The sequence below is a fragment of the Ochrobactrum sp. SFR4 genome, from assembly GCF_019730395.1.
Classification (GTDB): domain Bacteria; phylum Pseudomonadota; class Alphaproteobacteria; order Rhizobiales; family Rhizobiaceae; genus Pseudochrobactrum.
Genome location: NZ_JAAPBB010000003.1, coordinates 25448 through 41984 on the forward strand (window position 1 = coordinate 25448; position 16537 = coordinate 41984).

Annotated in this window: 14 protein-coding genes; 10 read left to right on the top strand and 4 right to left on the bottom strand. The window is 50.7% G+C overall.

Annotation, left to right across the window (positions count from 1 at the left end; genetic code table 11):
- Positions 1-123 precede the first annotated feature (123 nt).
- The 5 genes from HBA93_RS04285 to map all read left to right on the top strand — a co-directional run bounded on the left by HBA93_RS04285 (position 124) and on the right by map (position 7408).
- On the top strand, positions 124-1350 hold the full coding sequence (locus HBA93_RS04285) for a lipoprotein-releasing ABC transporter permease subunit (RefSeq protein ID WP_255561012.1): 1227 nt from the start codon (positions 124-126) through the stop codon (positions 1348-1350).
- Positions 1351-1358: 8 nt separating this feature from the next.
- Positions 1359-2063, top strand: a complete 705-nt coding sequence (locus HBA93_RS04290) for an ABC transporter ATP-binding protein (protein WP_121992935.1) — start codon at positions 1359-1361, stop codon at positions 2061-2063.
- A 799-nt stretch (positions 2064-2862) separates the two neighbouring features.
- Positions 2863-6324, top strand: a complete 3462-nt coding sequence (dnaE, locus tag HBA93_RS04295; protein ID WP_502910044.1) for a DNA polymerase III subunit alpha — start codon at positions 2863-2865, stop codon at positions 6322-6324.
- A 77-nt stretch (positions 6325-6401) separates the two neighbouring features.
- A complete protein-coding gene (locus HBA93_RS04300) occupies positions 6402-6614 on the top strand; it encodes a ParD-like family protein (RefSeq protein ID WP_121992721.1) in 213 nt (70 codons plus the stop codon).
- Positions 6611-7408, top strand: coding sequence for a type I methionyl aminopeptidase (gene map, locus HBA93_RS04305; RefSeq protein WP_122094162.1), 798 nt, complete (start codon positions 6611-6613; stop codon positions 7406-7408). The genes HBA93_RS04300 and map overlap by 4 nt, the downstream gene beginning before the upstream one ends.
- 41 nt (positions 7409-7449) lie before the next feature.
- Here map and HBA93_RS04310 read toward each other — a convergent pair whose 3' ends face one another.
- The gene (locus HBA93_RS04310; protein WP_221722456.1) at positions 7450-8091 is read right to left on the bottom strand and encodes an NAD(P)-dependent oxidoreductase; all 642 of its coding nucleotides are present in this window, start codon (positions 8089-8091) and stop codon (positions 7450-7452) included.
- A gap of 190 nt (positions 8092-8281) precedes the next feature.
- Between HBA93_RS04310 and HBA93_RS04315 the strand changes: the two genes are divergently transcribed.
- Positions 8282-8734, top strand: a complete 453-nt coding sequence (locus HBA93_RS04315) for a winged helix-turn-helix transcriptional regulator (RefSeq protein WP_286201751.1) — start codon at positions 8282-8284, stop codon at positions 8732-8734.
- A 145-nt stretch (positions 8735-8879) separates the two neighbouring features.
- On the opposite strand, the gene HBA93_RS04320 is transcribed toward HBA93_RS04315, so the two are convergent.
- The gene (locus HBA93_RS04320; protein ID WP_221722457.1) at positions 8880-9275 is read right to left on the bottom strand and encodes a BspC domain-containing protein; all 396 of its coding nucleotides are present in this window, start codon (positions 9273-9275) and stop codon (positions 8880-8882) included.
- A gap of 924 nt (positions 9276-10199) precedes the next feature.
- On the opposite strand from HBA93_RS04320, the gene rpsD reads away from it, so the two are divergent.
- Entirely contained in the window at positions 10200-10817 is a 618-nt protein-coding gene (gene rpsD / locus HBA93_RS04325; protein ID WP_022711609.1) for a 30S ribosomal protein S4, read from the top strand.
- 156 nt (positions 10818-10973) lie between these two features.
- On the top strand, positions 10974-11513 hold the full coding sequence (locus HBA93_RS04330; RefSeq protein ID WP_122094168.1) for a single-stranded DNA-binding protein: 540 nt from the start codon (positions 10974-10976) through the stop codon (positions 11511-11513).
- Positions 11514-11603: 90 nt separating this feature from the next.
- Here HBA93_RS04330 and HBA93_RS04335 read toward each other — a convergent pair whose 3' ends face one another.
- Positions 11604-12236, bottom strand: coding sequence for a MarC family protein (locus tag HBA93_RS04335; protein WP_122094170.1), 633 nt, complete (start codon positions 12234-12236; stop codon positions 11604-11606).
- Between the two features lie 398 nt (positions 12237-12634).
- Between HBA93_RS04335 and gyrA the strand changes: the two genes are divergently transcribed.
- Positions 12635-15364 (top strand): DNA gyrase subunit A, encoded by a 2730-nt coding sequence (gene gyrA, locus HBA93_RS04340; protein WP_502910045.1) that lies wholly within the window; start codon positions 12635-12637, stop codon positions 15362-15364.
- 201 nt (positions 15365-15565) lie between these two features.
- On the opposite strand, the gene HBA93_RS04345 is transcribed toward gyrA, so the two are convergent.
- Positions 15566-15742, bottom strand: a complete 177-nt coding sequence (locus HBA93_RS04345; RefSeq protein ID WP_162994464.1) for a hypothetical protein — start codon at positions 15740-15742, stop codon at positions 15566-15568.
- A 294-nt stretch (positions 15743-16036) separates the two neighbouring features.
- Here HBA93_RS04345 and coaD point away from each other — a divergent pair, with 294 nt between their 5' ends.
- On the top strand, positions 16037-16531 hold the full coding sequence (coaD, locus tag HBA93_RS04350; protein ID WP_162994496.1) for a pantetheine-phosphate adenylyltransferase: 495 nt from the start codon (positions 16037-16039) through the stop codon (positions 16529-16531).
- Positions 16532-16537: the final 6 nt, after the last annotated feature.

Sequence of the window (16537 nt, forward strand, 5' to 3'; positions counted from 1 at the left end):
GGTGGAAATCAAGGCAACGGGGGAGCGCAATTGCTCGATAAATTGCCAAAGAAACAACAAGAAAAGAAACCGGCAGCTCAGGCACAGCGTCAGGGCACCGGACCATTCTCTTCACTGGAACGTATGATTGCATGGCGCTATCTGCGTTCCCGCCGTCGCGAAGCTTTTATCTCTGTGATTGCCGGTTTTTCATTCACCGGCATCATGCTCGGTGTGGCCACACTCATCATCGTTATGGCGGTGATGAACGGCTTCCGCACGGAACTCCTCAACCGTATTCTCGGTATCAACGGGCATCTGATCGTTGCACCGATCGACAGTCCGCTGGAAGATTACGATCATCTGGTGAAGCGTATGGATGCGCTGCAAGGCGTGAAATTCGCTATTCCGGTTGTTGAAGGGCAGGCTCTGGTGCAGGGCAGTATCGGTGCAGGCACCGGTGCGCTGGTGCGTGGTCTGCGCGAGCAGGATGTGAATAAGCTTGAGCTGATCGCCAAGAATGTGAAATCCGGTACTTTCGCCAGTTTTGACACGTCTGACGGTGTGGCTATCGGTACCCGTATGGCGCAGAATCTTGGTCTGGGCGTGGGCGATGATCTGAAAATTATTTCGCCGGATGGTGACGTAACACCGTTTGGTGTCAATGCCCGTACCAAAGCCTATCCGATCAAGGCGATCTTCGAGATCGGCATGTCGGAATATGATGCGTCTATTGTGCTGATGCCTTTGGCTGAGGCGCAATTGTTCTTCAATCAGGAAGACCGTGTGCAGTCGATTGAGGTCTTTGCCGATAATCCGGACAAGGTTGATGATCTGCGTGCCGGTGTTGAAGAGGCGGCAGAGCGCCCTGTGATGCTGACAGACTGGCGCCAGCGCAATGCCACATTCTTCTCGGCTTTGCAGGTTGAGCGCAATGTGATGTTCATGATCCTCACGCTGATCGTTCTGGTGGCGGCACTCAATATTATTTCCGGCCTGATCATGTTGGTGAAAGATAAAGGACGCGATATCGCGATCCTGCGCACGATGGGCGCAACCCGTGGTGCAATCATGCGTATCTTCCTGATGACCGGTGCGGCGATCGGTGTCACGGGAACACTGGCAGGCGTGGTGCTCGGTGTTGTCGTGTGCCTCAATGTGGAGCGTATCCGTGCGTTCTTCTCATGGTTGTCGGGCACAACTTTGTTTAACCCTGAGCTTTATTTCCTGAGCCAGCTCCCGGCTGAAATGAATCTCAGCGAAACGCTTTCTGTTATTGGTATGGCGCTGTTCTTGTCATTTATTGCAACGATTTTTCCGGCTTGGCGTGCGGCCAAACTCGATCCTGTTGAAGCGCTGAGGTACGAATAATGGCTGCTATGTCCGGAGAGCCGATCCTTCAGCTGAAAAATGTCTGCCGCAGTTATCATGAAGCAGACCGTGAGCTGACTATTCTTAAAGATGCGAATTTCACACTGATGCGCGGTGAAATGGTGGCGCTGGTTGCACCATCCGGTGCCGGTAAATCCACCTTGCTGCATACGGCAGGACTGCTGGAAAAACCGGATTCCGGTGACGTGATCCTGGGCAAAACCTCTTGCGCACAGCTGGATGACGATGAACGCACAGCCATGCGCCGTAATGATCTGGGCTTTGTCTATCAGTTTCATCATTTGCTGCCGGAATTTACCGCGCTTGAAAATGTGATGGTGCCGCAAATGTTGCGTGGCCTGTCATCCAAAGTTGCGTCACAACGGGCGCAAAATTTGCTGGATTATATGCGTATCGGGCCCCGCTCCACACACCGGCCTTCAGAGCTTTCCGGTGGTGAGCAGCAGCGTGTGGCCATTGCCCGTGCAGTGGCCAATGCACCGCTGGTATTGTTTGCGGATGAACCGACAGGCAATCTCGATCCGTCAACATCGTCTTATGTGTTTCAGGCACTGGAGGCACTGGTGCGCCAGTCGGGCCTGTCTGCACTGATCGCAACGCATAATCATGATCTGGCACGACGGATGGATCGTTGCGTTACATTGAAAGACGGCAAGATCGTTGATCTCGATTTGAGAAAACCTGCCGCCTGATTGTCAGGCAAGCTGAATTATTGAATGCCGTATGCTGAAAAATGCATGCGGCATTTTTCTTTGTTCTGAATATACGGGAAAAAGAGCTGAGGCTTAAATAGCTGAAACTGCAATCAAAAATAAAACAGGCGCTGTCTGCATAATAAGGCGACAGATCAGTGGTTCATATTTCACTAACTATAGATGTTTTTACGTGAACAAAGAGGGGTTGACTGTGGAACAATAATGGAACAAATTGCATACATACAAGAACAAATGGAGTTCATATCATGTCTGATCTGGTTCGTGATGTTATGTCATTCATTTCCATCGGTTTGTTTGTAGCAACTTTTGCTATGTGGCTGGCAGCGTTCTGAGGCTGCACAAAGCCTGATTTAACTAGAGCATGCCGCGGAAAAGTGGATACCGGTTTTCCGATAACGACATGCGTAAAACAAGAAGATAGAGTGAGCACAGCGGATACAATTAAACGCGGCACGCTCTGTGTAAAGATATAGCCGGCTGAAGATATAGCCGACTAGAGATATAGAATGTGTAATGATTGACGGAATGCGCATATGCATCTGGACATCATGACGGCATTGCGGGAAAAAGGATCTGATGAATGTGCGGAGTCTGACAGGCTTCAGTTCATTATCCGGTTTGATTTTCCCGTCTTACAGAACTGTTATTTTTGGAATGCAGTTTCTATGTAAGGCTTTGTACTGCGATACATCACTGCACAAACGGGCAGGCGATGGTTGCAATGACGGAGTATATGCCTTTGCCTTCTGATGTTTCTGCCGTAGCTGCTTCTGACATGTCTGCTGGTGCACCGGCATTTATTCATTTGCGCACGCATTCGGCCTATTCATTGCTGGAAGGGGCATTGCAAATCGGCAAAATTATCGGCCATGCCAAGGATGATAATGCGCCTGCAATTGCCGTAACAGACACGAATAATTTGTTCGGCGCATTGGAATTTGCGCAGAAAGCATCGAAAGATGGTGTACAGCCGATTATCGGCTGTGTTGTTGATATTGCCTTTGGCGACCATCAGCCGGAAGGCCGTGCAATTAACCGCCGCGATGCGCTGGATTTGTCGCCGGTGGTACTGCTGGCTTCCAGTGAAGAAGGTTATGCCAATATGGTGCGGTTGGTCAGCCGCTCCTATTTGGAAACAGAATCCGGTGATCCGGTGCATATCCGTGCCGACTGGCTGCCGGATTTGTCAGAAGATGTGATTTTTCTGACCGGCGGAGCAGAGGGGCCGATTGGCAAGCCGCTCAGCAATGAACGGGAAGAGCGTGCGCGCAGCCGCCTTGAGTTTTTAAAAAACATCTTTGGCGACCGTCTTTATGTCGAGTTGCACCGCCAGCGCGGTTATGACCGTGTGCTTGAATCCAAACTGGTTGATCTGGCTTATGAATATGAGCTGCCATTAGTTGCGACCAATGAGGCATTCTTTAAGCAGAGCGGAGATTATGAGGCGCATGATGCTTTGCTGGCGATTGCAGATGGTCAGGTCATTGCTTCGGATGACCGTCGCCGCCTGACACCGGATCATTATCTGAAATCCCAGAGCGAAATGGCCGCTTTATTTGCCGATCTGCCGGAGGCTCTGGAAAATACAGTTGAAATTGCACGCCGTTGTCATTGGTACACGCAAACCCGCGCGCCGATCCTGCCACGCTTTACCGGTGAGTCCGACGATCCGGAAGCCGCTTTACAGGCAGAAGCAGATGAAATGGCGCGTCAGGCACGTGAAGGCCTTGAAGAACGTTTGAAGATTTTTGGCCTTGCTGAAGGCCATACGCATGAAGATTATATCAAACGCCTGGATTATGAGATTTCGATTATCGTCCGTATGAAATTTCCGGGCTACTTTCTGATCGTTTCGGACTTTATTAAATGGGCAAAGCAACAGGATATTCCGGTGGGGCCGGGGCGTGGTTCCGGTGCGGGCTCGCTGGTTGCTTATGCGCTGACAATTACGGACGTTGACCCGCTGCGCTTCTCTCTACTGTTTGAGCGCTTTCTTAATCCGGATCGTGTGTCGATGCCGGACTTTGATATCGACTTTTGTCAGGATCGCCGTGAAGAGGTGATCCGTTATGTGCAGCAAAAATACGGTCGCGATCAGGTTGCCCAGATTATCACTTTCGGTACGTTGCAGGCGCGTGCGGTGTTGCGCGACGTTGGTCGCGTGCTGCAAATGCCGTACGGGCAGGTGGACAGGCTGTGTAAGCTGGTGCCGTCGAACCCTGCCAATCCGGTATCGCTCGGACAGGCTATTAATGAAGAGCCGCGGATTAATGAGGAGCGTGAGAAAGAGCCGGTTGTCGGTCGCCTTCTCGATATGTCGCTGAAGTTGGAAGGGCTTTATCGCCACGCTTCCACGCACGCTGCAGGCATTGTTATCGGTGACCGGCCTCTGTCGGAGCTGGTGCCGATGTATCGCGATCCGCGCTCGGACATGCCGGTCACTCAGTTCAATATGAAATGGGTTGAGCAGGCCGGTCTGGTGAAGTTCGACTTTCTTGGTCTGAAAACGCTGACGGTACTCAACACCGCTGTGAAGCTGATTGCCCGTAAAGGTGTCGATATCGATCTGCAAACACTGCCGTTTGATGATCAGCTGACCTATGAAATGCTGTCGCGTGGTGAGACGGTCGGCGTGTTTCAGGTGGAATCTGTGGGTATGCGTAAAGCACTCATCGGGATGAAGCCTGACCGTATCGAGGATATTATTGCGCTTGTGGCGCTCTATCGTCCGGGCCCGATGGAGAATATTCCGACCTATAATGCGCGTAAGCATGGTGAGGAGGAGATTGCCTCTATTCACCCGAAAATCGACCATCTGGTGAAGGAAACGCAGGGCGTTATCGTTTATCAGGAACAGGTGATGCAGATCGCGCAGGAGCTTTCCGGCTATTCGCTTGGTGAAGCGGATTTGCTGCGCCGCGCGATGGGTAAGAAAATCCGTGAAGAAATGGACAAGCAGCGCGTCCGTTTCGTTGACGGCGCGATTGAAGGCGGTGTCGGCAAGGCGCAGGCCAATACGATTTTCGACCTGCTTGCCAAATTTGCTGACTATGGTTTCAACAAATCCCACGCGGCGGCTTATGCGATTGTTTCTTATCATACCGCCTATCTGAAGGCGCATTATCCGGCAGAGTTTCTCGCCGCATCCATGACCTATGATATGAACAACACGGAAAAGCTGAATGATTTCCGTCGTGATGCCTTGCGTCTTGGTATTGAGGTGGTGTTGCCGTCGGTCATGACATCCTACCGTCCGTTTGAGGTGGGGGAAGGTAAGATTTTCTATTCACTGGCAGCAATCAAAGGCGTCGGTGATGCTGCTGTTGAGCATATTGTAGAAAAGCGGAAAGAAAAACCGTTTGAAAGCCTTGAAGATTTCTGCGAGCGCGTTGATCCGCGCATGGTCAATCGCCGCGTGTTTGAAAGCCTGATCAATGCCGGAGCACTGGATTGTTTTGGTGTCGACCGTTCGGCTCTGAGTTCCGGTATGGATAGCTTGATGGCCTATACTCAGCGCACGCAGGAAAATGCTAATAGCGGGCAGTCCGATATTTTTGGCACCGGTCTGGTGCCGAAAGAAAAACTGCAATTGCCGGTGGTAACGCCTTGGACTTCATCAGAGAAACTGCATCGTGAATTGCAGGCCGCAGGCTTCTATCTCTCCGCACATCCGCTGGATGATTATAATGAATCGCTGCAAAAAATGCGCGTTCAGAGCTGGGCAGATTTCTCCAATGCGGTGAAGAAGGGCGCAACCAATGGTCGTCTTGCCGGAACGGTTATCAGTAAGCAGGAGCGCAAGACCAAGACCGGTAATAAGATGGGCATCATCGCCTTTTCTGATGCCACCGGTCAGTTTGAAACAGTGCTGTTCTCAGAGGCGCTTCAGCAGTTCCGCGACCTGCTGGAACCTGGTCGCTCGGTGGTGATTACCGTTTCCGCTGAGAACCGGCCGGAAGGTGTGAGCCTGCGCATAGCCACGGTTGTGTCACTGGAAGATGAAGCCAGTCGCCTGCAAAAGGCATTGCGCCTGTTTTTGCGGAATAGCGATGCGCTGGATCAGATTGTACCTTACTTCAAAACCCGTGGTGACGGTGAGGTCAGCTTTATCGTGATCAAAGATAATGGTCAGCGTGAGGTGGAAGTTGCCTTGCCGGATCGCTATCGCATCAGCCCGCAGATTGCCAGCGCAATGAAAGCCATCAGCGGTGTGGTGGATGTGGAACTCATCAGCTGATCGCTGACGGATAATTCACCTTGTGACTCAATATATGTTTCATATATAGTATGTATATGAAACATATGTGAGGCCTTATGGGTATTGTGAATATTGAAGATGAGCTGCATGAGCAGTTGCGTCTTGCGAGCAAGGTGACCTGCCGCTCTATTAATGCGCAGGCTGCCTTCTGGATTAAGATCGGCATGTTATGTGAGACCAATCCGACGCTCAGTTTTTCAGAAATTATGCGCCGTGAGCTGAATGCTGCCGGTGTTGCTGTTTCATCGCTGGGCATGAGTGAAGCATGATTAAGCAACCGCAGGAATTGGCTCTTTTGGCTGAAGCAGGGCGTTTGCTGGCTTCTGTCTTTGATATGCTGGATAAAACGCCGCTGGAAGGTGTTTCAACGCTTGAGATCAACGACAAAGTCGAGCGCTTTATTACTGAGGATCTGCAATCCCGACCGGCCAGTAAAGGCCAGTATGGCTATGGCTTTGTGCTGAACTCTTCAATCAATCATGTGGTTTGCCACGGTGTGCCGTCGCAGTCCGATGTGTTGAAAAGCGGTGATATTGTCAATTTTGATATTACGCTGGAGAAGAATGGCTATATCGCGGATTCCAGCAAAACCTATTGTGTCGGCGAGGTAAATACTGCTGCCAAGCGATTGGTGCGTACCGCTTATGAAGCAATGTGGATGGGCATTGCCACTGTGCGTCCGGGCGCGCGGATCGGCGATATCGGTTGGGCGATTGAGCGCCATGCCAAGCGCAACGGCTATTCGGTTGTGCATGACTATTGCGGTCACGGTATTGGCCGCGAGATGCACGAAGAGCCGCAAATTCTTAATTTCGGTAAACCCGGAACCGGCTTGTTTCTGCAACAAGGCATGGTTTTCACCATTGAGCCGATGCTCAATCAGGGGCGGCGCAATGTAAAGACTGAAGAGGATGAGTGGACTGTCACCACAAAAGACGGGTTACTCTCGGCTCAGTTCGAACATACGGTTGCAGTGACCGCAACAGGCGTATCGGTGCTGACCCTGCGTGCAGATGAAAAGAACTCGCCGCAGGCAAAGAGATTGGGTTTGATTTCGGCCTGATATAAAAAGCCCGCTTTTAGCGGGCTTTTTCATTTGATGTTTTAATATGCTGCTGTGAAGCGCTGGCGGATATGTTTGCCTTGTTCTGCTTCATCAAGAATGGCGACAGCCAGATCGCCGACGGTGATTTTACTTTCACCTTTGTCGTCAAAAACCGGAGAATCCTTGCCAAGACGGAATGTGCCGGTGGCTTCACCCGGAACCAGCAGAATGGCTGGTGAAACAAAAGACCAGTCCAGCTCATTCTCAGCTTTCAGGTCATTGAGCGCCTGACGGGCACCCAATGCGCCTTCTTTATATTCAGCCGGAAACTCAGGGGAATCCACCAGCTGCTGACCGTTGATTTCAAGGCTGCCTGCGCCACCGACTGCGATCAGACGTTTGATGCCGGCTTTCTTTACCGCTTCACTAATGGATTTGCTGCCTTTGATGTGAATATTGCGGATATCGGCTTCCTGCCAGCCCGGATTATAGGCGGAGATTACCAGATCATGGCCTTTTAAAAGGGCAGCCAGTCCGTCTGTGTCGAGAACATCGGCTTTCACGGCGGTGACATTGGCATTGGCAGCGATTTTTTCCGGATGGCGCACAAGTGCGCTCACCTGATGGCCGCGTTTCACTGCCTCATTAAGCAAAGCTGTACCGACATAGCCGCTGGCGCCGATGATTGCGATTTTTGACATAGGACTTACCTCATATTATAAGATTGATAAGAATTATTTTTAATTAGGTTACGATAAGTAACTATGTAGTATGATTTGAAATGACTGTGAAGAATGCACTTTAAAGTCAGTAAGTCACTTCAAAGTAACCGCCTGCAAATACGCGCTTTCCCGTTCAACTTTGCGGTAATGTGCAGTGAAGGAGAAGGTAATGACCTCTCAGATGAATGCCGCTCTGAAGAAAAAATCTGCAATATCAACGTATGACGATGAAAAAAATACCTTGCCGATTCTGGCTGATACCGCAGGATTCGCCGAGGACGAAAACGGCACCTGTCCGATCCGTGAAGTGCTGGATCGTGTCGGCGATACATGGAGCCTGCTGGTTATTCTCAATCTTCAACAGGGTACAGTGCGGTTCAATGCGTTGCGTCGCCTGATTGAAGGCATTTCGCAGCGTATGCTGACAGTCACCTTGCGCTCGCTGGAGCGTGACGGGCTGGTTTTGCGTACAGTCCGCCCGACTTCGCCGCCGGAGGTGGAATATTCACTAACCGCATTGGGACTGTCGCTGGCCAAGCCCATTGACAGTCTGGGGCAATGGGCGGTCGATAATCGCCATATGATGCGCGAAGAGCGTGCACGCTTTGATGCGCAACAATAAATCAAAGGCACATCCTCAGAGCGTATTCCGAAAAATGGGAACCGGTTTTTGGATAAGATGCGCGTAAAAACAAAGAGATAGAGCGAGCGCTGTGATCCGTTTGAATACAAGCCGCTCTGGCGAAGCGCCTTTGTTGCTTATGGTGTTATTTTTTCACGGTAACGGATACAGAGCGGACTTTGTTGTTGCCGACGCTGCAATCGACTGTAACTGCATCCCATGCAGCACTTCCGTTGCGCTTGCGGGCTTCGCCGTTAAGCCTGACGGTTACATTCCCGTTGTTGCGGTTCAGTTGCACAGCATTATAATCGTTCTGCGTAAATCCGAACCGGTCATATTTATATTTCTTGTTTTTGGCCAGATCATGCGCTGTTGCAGAGCATAAAGCAGTTTCCGGCTTTGCCTTGCTGTCATTGATGGCCAGATTGTAATTGGCTTTAAAGTCAGAGCTCTGTTTTGGCACAGCTTCCGCCTGAACAAGGGAGGATGAACCGATAAGAGAAATTATTACAACAGAGGCTTTAAAAGGAAGAGTTAACATAGTAAATCCTGCCGGTTATTGATTGAATGTAATATACTTGTTGATCGTAATGATCTGATTAATATTGGTTTTTAAAATATCGCAGAAAACTATGATCTATTTTAGTGCGAATGAGGGTAAAAACCTGCCTTCTATATCATTTTATAGAAATATGTATCGAGGATTATTTGTTTATCACCTCAAAAACATTTCCAATGGTGTGGGGTTGTTAAGAGTAAACAAGCAAAAGAAATGAAGCCACCATCAGCGGAGGAGTGAATAAGGCAGCGCCAATGAGAATATTGGAAACAGGCCGGTGTATTGAAATCTTCTTTTTATAAAACTCAAAATTTCTCAGGGATTTTATAGTTTGATAGAGTAGCAGATAGGCGCATATGGCGAAAAGTCCGATGTTCCAGCCTGACAATTGAGCCGGTGTTGGCCGTCCCGGAACCCCAAGTATCCACGGGAGAATGAGAAGGCCGCATATAGCTGCGATCATATCAGGATATATGCGAATTATAAATTTTATCATGCACTATCTTTGCTATTCGAATGCTAAGTATTTAAGTTGAGCTAACTGTCATGAAATGGCAATGCATTAGAACGACCTTTGTGCGCCAAGTCCGGCCACAGTACTCTAATGCAAGAAACCGTATCGCTTTACCAAAAAATATGAAGACGGTTTCGGTTAAGATGCGCAATTATTCAGAGGGCTGATCTGCAGGCCTTGACAAGACAGGCTCCCACTCCTTAAAAGCCGCTCAGGATTTCAGGGCATCTTTGCAGATTCCCTGTATCTGTTGACGTGTCCCGTGAATAATTGCCACATTCGCTGTCGCAATATTCTGTCAGTCTTCACAAAAAGAAGGCAGAGGAGGGCGCGTTTCCTTCGAGCGAGGCAGACAAGCTGCCGCGCCGGTAAAACTTTTAAAGGGAAATGCGATGAGTAAGCGCGAATCTTCCAAATATAAAATTGATCGTCGTCTTGGCGAAAACATCTGGGGTCGTCCTAAATCCCCGGTAAACCGTCGTGAATATGGCCCGGGCCAGCACGGTCAGCGCCGTAAGGGCAAGCTGTCCGACTTCGGTATTCAGCTGCGCGCAAAGCAGAAGCTGAAGGGCTTCTACGGCGATATCTCTGAAAAGCAGTTCCGTAAGACTTACGAAGAAGCTGCTCGTCGTAAAGGCGATACCGGTGAAAACCTGATCGGTCTGCTGGAAAGCCGTCTGGATGCAGTTGTATACCGCGCCAAATTCGTACCGACCATCTTTGCTGCCCGTCAGTTCATCAACCACGGTCACGTAAACGTAAACGGTCGTCGCGTTAACATTCAGTCCTACCGCCTGAAGGCTGGTGACGTTGTTGAAGTTCGCGAAAAGTCCAAGCAGCTGGTTATCGTTCTGGAAGCTGTTCAGCTCGCAGAACGCGATGTTCCTGACTACATCGTTGCAGACCACGGCAAGCTGACTGCAACTTACAGCCGCGTTCCTGGCCTGTCCGACGTTCCATACGCCGTTCAGATGGAACCAAATCTGGTTGTTGAATATTACTCCCGTTAATCGTGAGTATGGCGGAATTATCCGCTGTGAAATCAGAGCCGCTGCGGACTTCCGCGGCGGCTTTTTTGTTTTGGATAAGCTATCTTTCCCTTTCTTCGGGGAGCTGCCTTATGTATTGTCACGCAAACTGTAAGAAAAAATCTGGAGTGCAGGTCTATGGCAGGCTCAGTCAATAAAGTTATTCTCGTCGGTAATCTCGGAGCGGATCCTGAAATCCGCCGCCTGAACTCCGGTGAGCCGGTTGCAAACCTGCGTATCGCAACATCGGAAAGCTGGCGCGACCGTCAGAGCGGTGAGCGTAAGGACAAGACCGAATGGCACAGCGTTGTAATCTTCAACGAAAATCTGGCCAAAGTTGCAGAGCAGTACCTTAAAAAAGGTGCCAAGGTTTACATTGAAGGTCAGCTGCAGACCCGTAAATGGACCGACCAGAACGGCAATGAACGCTACACAACTGAAATCGTGTTGCAGAAATTCCGTGGTGAGTTGCAGATGCTCGACAGCCGTGGTGAAGGCGGCGGCGGTGGTGGCCGTTTTGAAGGTAGCGGCAGCGGCGGCGATCGTTTTGCCGGTGGCGGCGGTTCATCACGCGGTGGTGACTATGGCAGCAGCGGCGGTAATGATTTCGGCCGTTCCAGCCCGCAGCAGCAGTCCGGCGGTTTCAGTCATGATTTGGATGATGATATTCCGTTCTGAGATTTATTCTCTCAAAAGGAAAAGCCCGCGTCAAACGCGGGCTTTTTTATTTAGAGTGCCGGACACCCTATTGGGCACACAATGGTAGCTCTAACTTCCTACAATCAATGACCGGATACCATCCGCAACAAATTGCACTGCCAGAGCGGCAAGGATCACGCCGAGCAGGCGTGTGAGGATGGAGCGGCCTGTTTCTCCCAGAAAGCGATCCACGCGCTCTGCGAGCAGGAATACGATGTAAGAAAGCACGATACAGGCAAGCAGAATACCAAGCAAAGCAAGTCTGCTGCCAATCGTGGGAAATGTCCCGCCGAGCAGGACTGTGGCGGAAATAGCGCCCGGGCCGGCAATCAGTGGAATGGCCAGCGGGAAGGCGGCCACATTGCGGATATGGTCTTTGGTAATCGCAACTGTGGCGCTTTTCTCATGGCGTTCCTGACGGCGCTCGAAGATCATTTCAAATGCGATCCAGAACAACAAAAGACCGCCGGCAACGCGGAATGCGCCGAGTGTGATGCCGAACATCATCAGAATTTGTGCGCCGGCAACGGCAAAGAGCGCAAGGATGATAAAGGCGATGATGCTGGCGCGTTTGGCAACCTGTGCCCGTTCGCGGCGATCCATGCCGGTTGTAACGGCAAGAAATAACGGTGCAAGCCCCGGCGGATCAATGGTTACGAGCAGTGTGACAAAGGCGCTGAAGAGACTGTCATAAAAGCTCATCCGTGTTCCTGTTCTTGTTCTTTATGAATGATTGTAAGAATTATGCCTGTCTTTGCCGTATAAGCGCAAGATGGTTCTTGTGCCGGTTCTGAAAGGCCAATGAGTGAAGTATTCTGATGCATTTGTGCCCGTCCGGAGCGGGAAACAAGAATATTCTCTGATTTATGCGTGACAGGGTGATAAATATGCCAAAAAAGCACAAAATCGGCTATATTTGGTGTGTATGAAGGCCGCCGCAAGGCAGTCGAAATTTCGTGATTTTGATGTTATGGGATAGAGTACAATCTATCAAAACTAATCGATTCTTTATGAAAGATATTTGAATAGTGACAGACCTTACTCCGCCGCCCGGTTCAGACGAATTTAACGGTATTGAACCGATTTCTATTGTGGAGGAGATGCAGCGGTCCTACCTCGATTACGCGATGAGCGTTATCGTCAGCCGCGCGCTTCCTGATGTTCGTGACGGGTTGAAGCCGGTCCACCGGCGTATTCTCCATGCCATGAATGAGATGGGGCTTGCCTGGAACCGCTCCTACCGTAAATCTGCCGGTGTCGTCGGTGAAGTGATGGGTAAATACCATCCGCATGGTGACGCCTCTATCTATGATGCGCTGGTGCGTATGGCGCAGGACTTCTCCATGCGCGAGCCGCTGGTTGACGGGCAGGGCAACTTCGGTTCCATCGACGGCGACAGTGCCGCTGCGATGCGTTATACCGAGTGCCGTCTGGAAAAAGTTTCCTCGGTTCTGCTTGAAGATATCGACAAGGACACTGTTGATTTTCAGGATAATTATGATGGCCGCGAGCAGGAGCCTAAAGTGCTTCCGGCGCGCTATCCGAACCTGCTGGTCAATGGTTCCGGCGGTATTGCTGTTGGTATGGCCACCAATATTCCTCCGCATAACTTGGGTGAAGTGATCAATGGCTGTATTGCTCTGATCGACAATCCTGAAATGTCGCTGGAAGAAATGATTGAGATCATTCCGGGGCCTGATTTCCCGACCGGTGGTCTGATTCTCGGTCGTGCAGGCATTTATTCTGCTTACAGTACCGGTCGTGGTTCTGTGCTGATGCGCGGTCGCGTGACGATTGAACCGATGCGCAATGACCGCGAATCTATCGTGATTACGGAAGTGCCGTATCAGGTCAATAAAGCGACCATGATCGAGAAAATGGCTGAATTGGTGCGCGACAAGCGTATCGAGGGCATTTCTGATCTGCGCGATGAATCCGACCGCGACGGTTACCGTGTGGTTGTGGAACTGAAGCGCGATGCCAATGCTGATGTGGTGCTGAACCAGCTTTACCGCTACACACCGCTGCAAACCTCTTTCGGCTGCAATATGGTGGCACTGAATGGTGGTAAGCCGCAGCTTCTGACCCTGATGGAAGTGCTGAATGCATTTGTGCATTTCCGCGAGGAAGTTGTCAGCCGCCGCACCAAGTTCCTGCTGAACAAAGCCCGTGAACGTGCGCATGTCTTGGTTGGTCTGGCGATTGCAGTTGCCAATATCGACGAAATTATTGCACTGATCCGTCGTGCGCCGGATCCGGCAACTGCGCGTGAACAGCTGATGACACGCCGCTGGCCGGCTGCTGATATTGCGCCGCTGATCCGTCTGATTGACGACCCGCGCCATGTGCTGAACGACGATAATACTTATAATCTGTCGGAAGAGCAGGCGCGTGCAATTCTGGAACTGCGCCTGCAGCGCCTGACAGCACTTGGTCGTGACGAAATCGCTGATGAACTCAACAAGATCGGCGAAGAAATTAAAGATTACCTGGCAATTCTCGCATCGCGTGAGCGCATTCTGTCTATCGTTAAGGACGAAATGGCTGCGGTTCGTGATGAATTCGCTACGCCGCGCCGTACAGAACTGACACTCGGCGGCGCCGATATGGACGATGAAGACCTCATCGCCCGTGAAGATATGGTGGTCACCGTCAGCCATGCCGGTTACATCAAGCGCGTACCACTGAACACCTATCGTGCGCAGCGCCGCGGCGGTAAAGGCCGTTCGGGCATGGCGACAAAGGACGAGGATTTCGTTACCCGTCTGTTTGTGGCCAATACCCATACGCCGGTGCTGTTCTTCTCCTCGCGTGGTATCGTCTATAAAGAAAAAGTCTGGCGTCTGCCGATTGGTACTCCGCAATCCCGCGGTAAGGCATTGATTAATATGCTGCCTTTGCAGCAGGGTGAGCGTATCACCACGATCATGCCATTGCCTGAGGATGAGGCAAGCTGGGCAGAACTCGACGTGATGTTCGCTACAACGCGCGGTACTGTGCGCCGTAACAAGCTGTCCGATTTCGTTCAGGTCAACCGCAATGGTAAGATTGCGATGAAGCTGGAAGAAGAGGGCGATGAAATCCTCTCAGTTGATACTTGTACTGTGAATGACGACGTGCTGCTCACCGCCGCCGGTGGCCAGTGTATCCGCTTCCGTGTGGATGATGTTCGTGTCTTTGCCGGTCGTAATTCGATTGGTGTACGCGGTATCAATCTGGCGGATGGCGATAAAGTTATCTCCATGGCCATTCTTGAGCATGTGGAAGCGACACCGGCCGAGCGTACAGCCTATCTGAAGCGTGCCGTTGCGGAGCGCCGCAGCCTTGGCTCGGATGATGTGGAAGATATCGCAGTTGTCGGTGAAGACGTAACCGAAGATGCGGAACTCAATGATGAGCGCTATGAAGAGCTGAAAGCCCATGAGCAGACTGTTCTGACAGTCAGCGAGTTCGGTTACGGCAAGCGTTCTTCTTCCTATGAATTCCGTATTTCCGGCCGTGGCGGTAAGGGTATCCGCGCTACAGATACATCGAAGACAGATGAAATCGGTGCGCTGGTTGCGCTGTTCCCTGTAGAGGCTAGTGACCAGATCCTGCTGGTGTCGGATGGTGGTCAGTTGATCCGCGTGCCGGTTGGCGGTATCCGCATTGCCGGTCGTTCCACCAAGGGCGTAACCATCTTTAACACCGCTGATGGTGAAAAGGTTGTGTCGGTAGAACGGATTTCTGAAACTGATGATGAAGAGGATGAAACCTCGGAAACTGCTGGTGATCAGACAACGGTTCAGGAAACGACCCAAACGGGCGGTGATGAACCTGCTGCAGAATAAGCTCGGAAACAAAAAAACGCCCCGTCATTTTGACGGGGCGTTTTTTATTGTACTTACATAAAGAAAAGGCGGTGTCTTCTCACACCGCCTTGAAATAAAAGCCTGGACTGGAGGTTCCGGCTGCAACTGTCCTCTGATTAAAGAGGTATTTTGTATCTATTTAGGCCTGATTTAGGCGAAACCAAGATATTATCACTTCACTTATGCGTGTGTAATGCGCTTTGATCTGGTGCCGCGGGCGACACGCCGTACAGAGCGCAGGTCGAAGACTGATTTCTGATTGCTCAGACGCCTGGAGGCACTTTCTTCGATCATCAGGATAATGGCTGCAAACATCATCGCGACGATCATTGAGATTGCGAGAAGAAATAGCATCATCATTTTATCCTTTCGCTTATATTACGCGCAAGCGGCACAAAGGTTGCATAAAATCTTTCATTTTGTGACATGTGAGATCTGTGCGGTTACTGTGTTACCGGTAATATAGGCGTTTTCACTTGAATTATTTCTGACTGGTCTATTCATGCTAGGTTCACATTGGTGGCACGTAAACCTATGCTTTTGATGTAAGACTGAGGCTTAGAGAGGTTCTTGTTGCGCTCTTTGCTGAACCCTTTGTGTACTTCGCTTTAGAGATTGAAATTGGTCAGTATAATGATTAATTCATTGGGTATGAAAACAGCTCTCTATGCAGGATCATTTGATCCGGTCACCAATGGTCATCTTGATGTTCTGCGCGGGGCCCTCGGGCTGGCTGATAAGGTGATTGTCGCTATCGGCGTTCATCCGGGTAAAACCCCGATGTTCAGCTTTGAAGAGCGGGTTGCGCTGCTGCGTGAGGCCGGAGAGCAGGCTTTCGGTAAAGACAATAGCCGTATTGATTATACCAGCTTCAGCGGTCTGGTTGTGGACACTGCCAGAAGTTTCAAGGCAACGCTGATGGTGCGCGGTTTGCGCGATGCCACTGATTTTGATTATGAAATGCAGATGGCCGGCATGAATGCGGGGCTAGCAGCGGATGTGCAGACTGTGTTTTTGCCCGCTTCCCCCGATGTGCGTTTTATTACTGCCACACTGGTGCGCCAGATTGCGGCAATGGGGGGCGATGTCAGCCGCTTCGTGCCGCCTGTTATCGAAAAAGCCCTAAAGCATAAGCTTAAAAAGTAAGAACTT

Bases quoted from the DNA above. Each gene is read 5' to 3' on its own strand.
- HBA93_RS04300 (WP_121992721.1), top strand. From the start codon at position 6,402: ATGGGTATTGTGAATATTGAAGATGAGCTGCATGAGCAGTTGCGTCTT.
- coaD (WP_162994496.1), top strand. From the start codon at position 16,037: ATGAAAACAGCTCTCTATGCAGGATCATTTGATCCGGTCACCAATGGT.
- HBA93_RS04285 (WP_255561012.1), top strand. From the start codon at position 124: ATGATTGCATGGCGCTATCTGCGTTCCCGCCGTCGCGAAGCTTTTATC.
- HBA93_RS04345 (WP_162994464.1), bottom strand. From the start codon at position 15,742: ATGATGCTATTTCTTCTCGCAATCTCAATGATCGTCGCGATGATGTTT.
- rpsD (WP_022711609.1), top strand. From the start codon at position 10,200: ATGAGTAAGCGCGAATCTTCCAAATATAAAATTGATCGTCGTCTTGGC.
- gyrA (WP_502910045.1), top strand. From the start codon at position 12,635: ATGCAGCGGTCCTACCTCGATTACGCGATGAGCGTTATCGTCAGCCGC.
- map (WP_122094162.1), top strand. From the start codon at position 6,611: ATGATTAAGCAACCGCAGGAATTGGCTCTTTTGGCTGAAGCAGGGCGT.
- HBA93_RS04315 (WP_286201751.1), top strand. From the start codon at position 8,282: ATGACCTCTCAGATGAATGCCGCTCTGAAGAAAAAATCTGCAATATCA.
- dnaE (WP_502910044.1), top strand. From the start codon at position 2,863: ATGTCTGCTGGTGCACCGGCATTTATTCATTTGCGCACGCATTCGGCC.
- HBA93_RS04320 (WP_221722457.1), bottom strand. From the start codon at position 9,275: ATGTTAACTCTTCCTTTTAAAGCCTCTGTTGTAATAATTTCTCTTATC.
- HBA93_RS04330 (WP_122094168.1), top strand. From the start codon at position 10,974: ATGGCAGGCTCAGTCAATAAAGTTATTCTCGTCGGTAATCTCGGAGCG.
- HBA93_RS04290 (WP_121992935.1), top strand. From the start codon at position 1,359: ATGTCCGGAGAGCCGATCCTTCAGCTGAAAAATGTCTGCCGCAGTTAT.
- HBA93_RS04335 (WP_122094170.1), bottom strand. From the start codon at position 12,236: ATGAGCTTTTATGACAGTCTCTTCAGCGCCTTTGTCACACTGCTCGTA.
- HBA93_RS04310 (WP_221722456.1), bottom strand. From the start codon at position 8,091: ATGTCAAAAATCGCAATCATCGGCGCCAGCGGCTATGTCGGTACAGCT.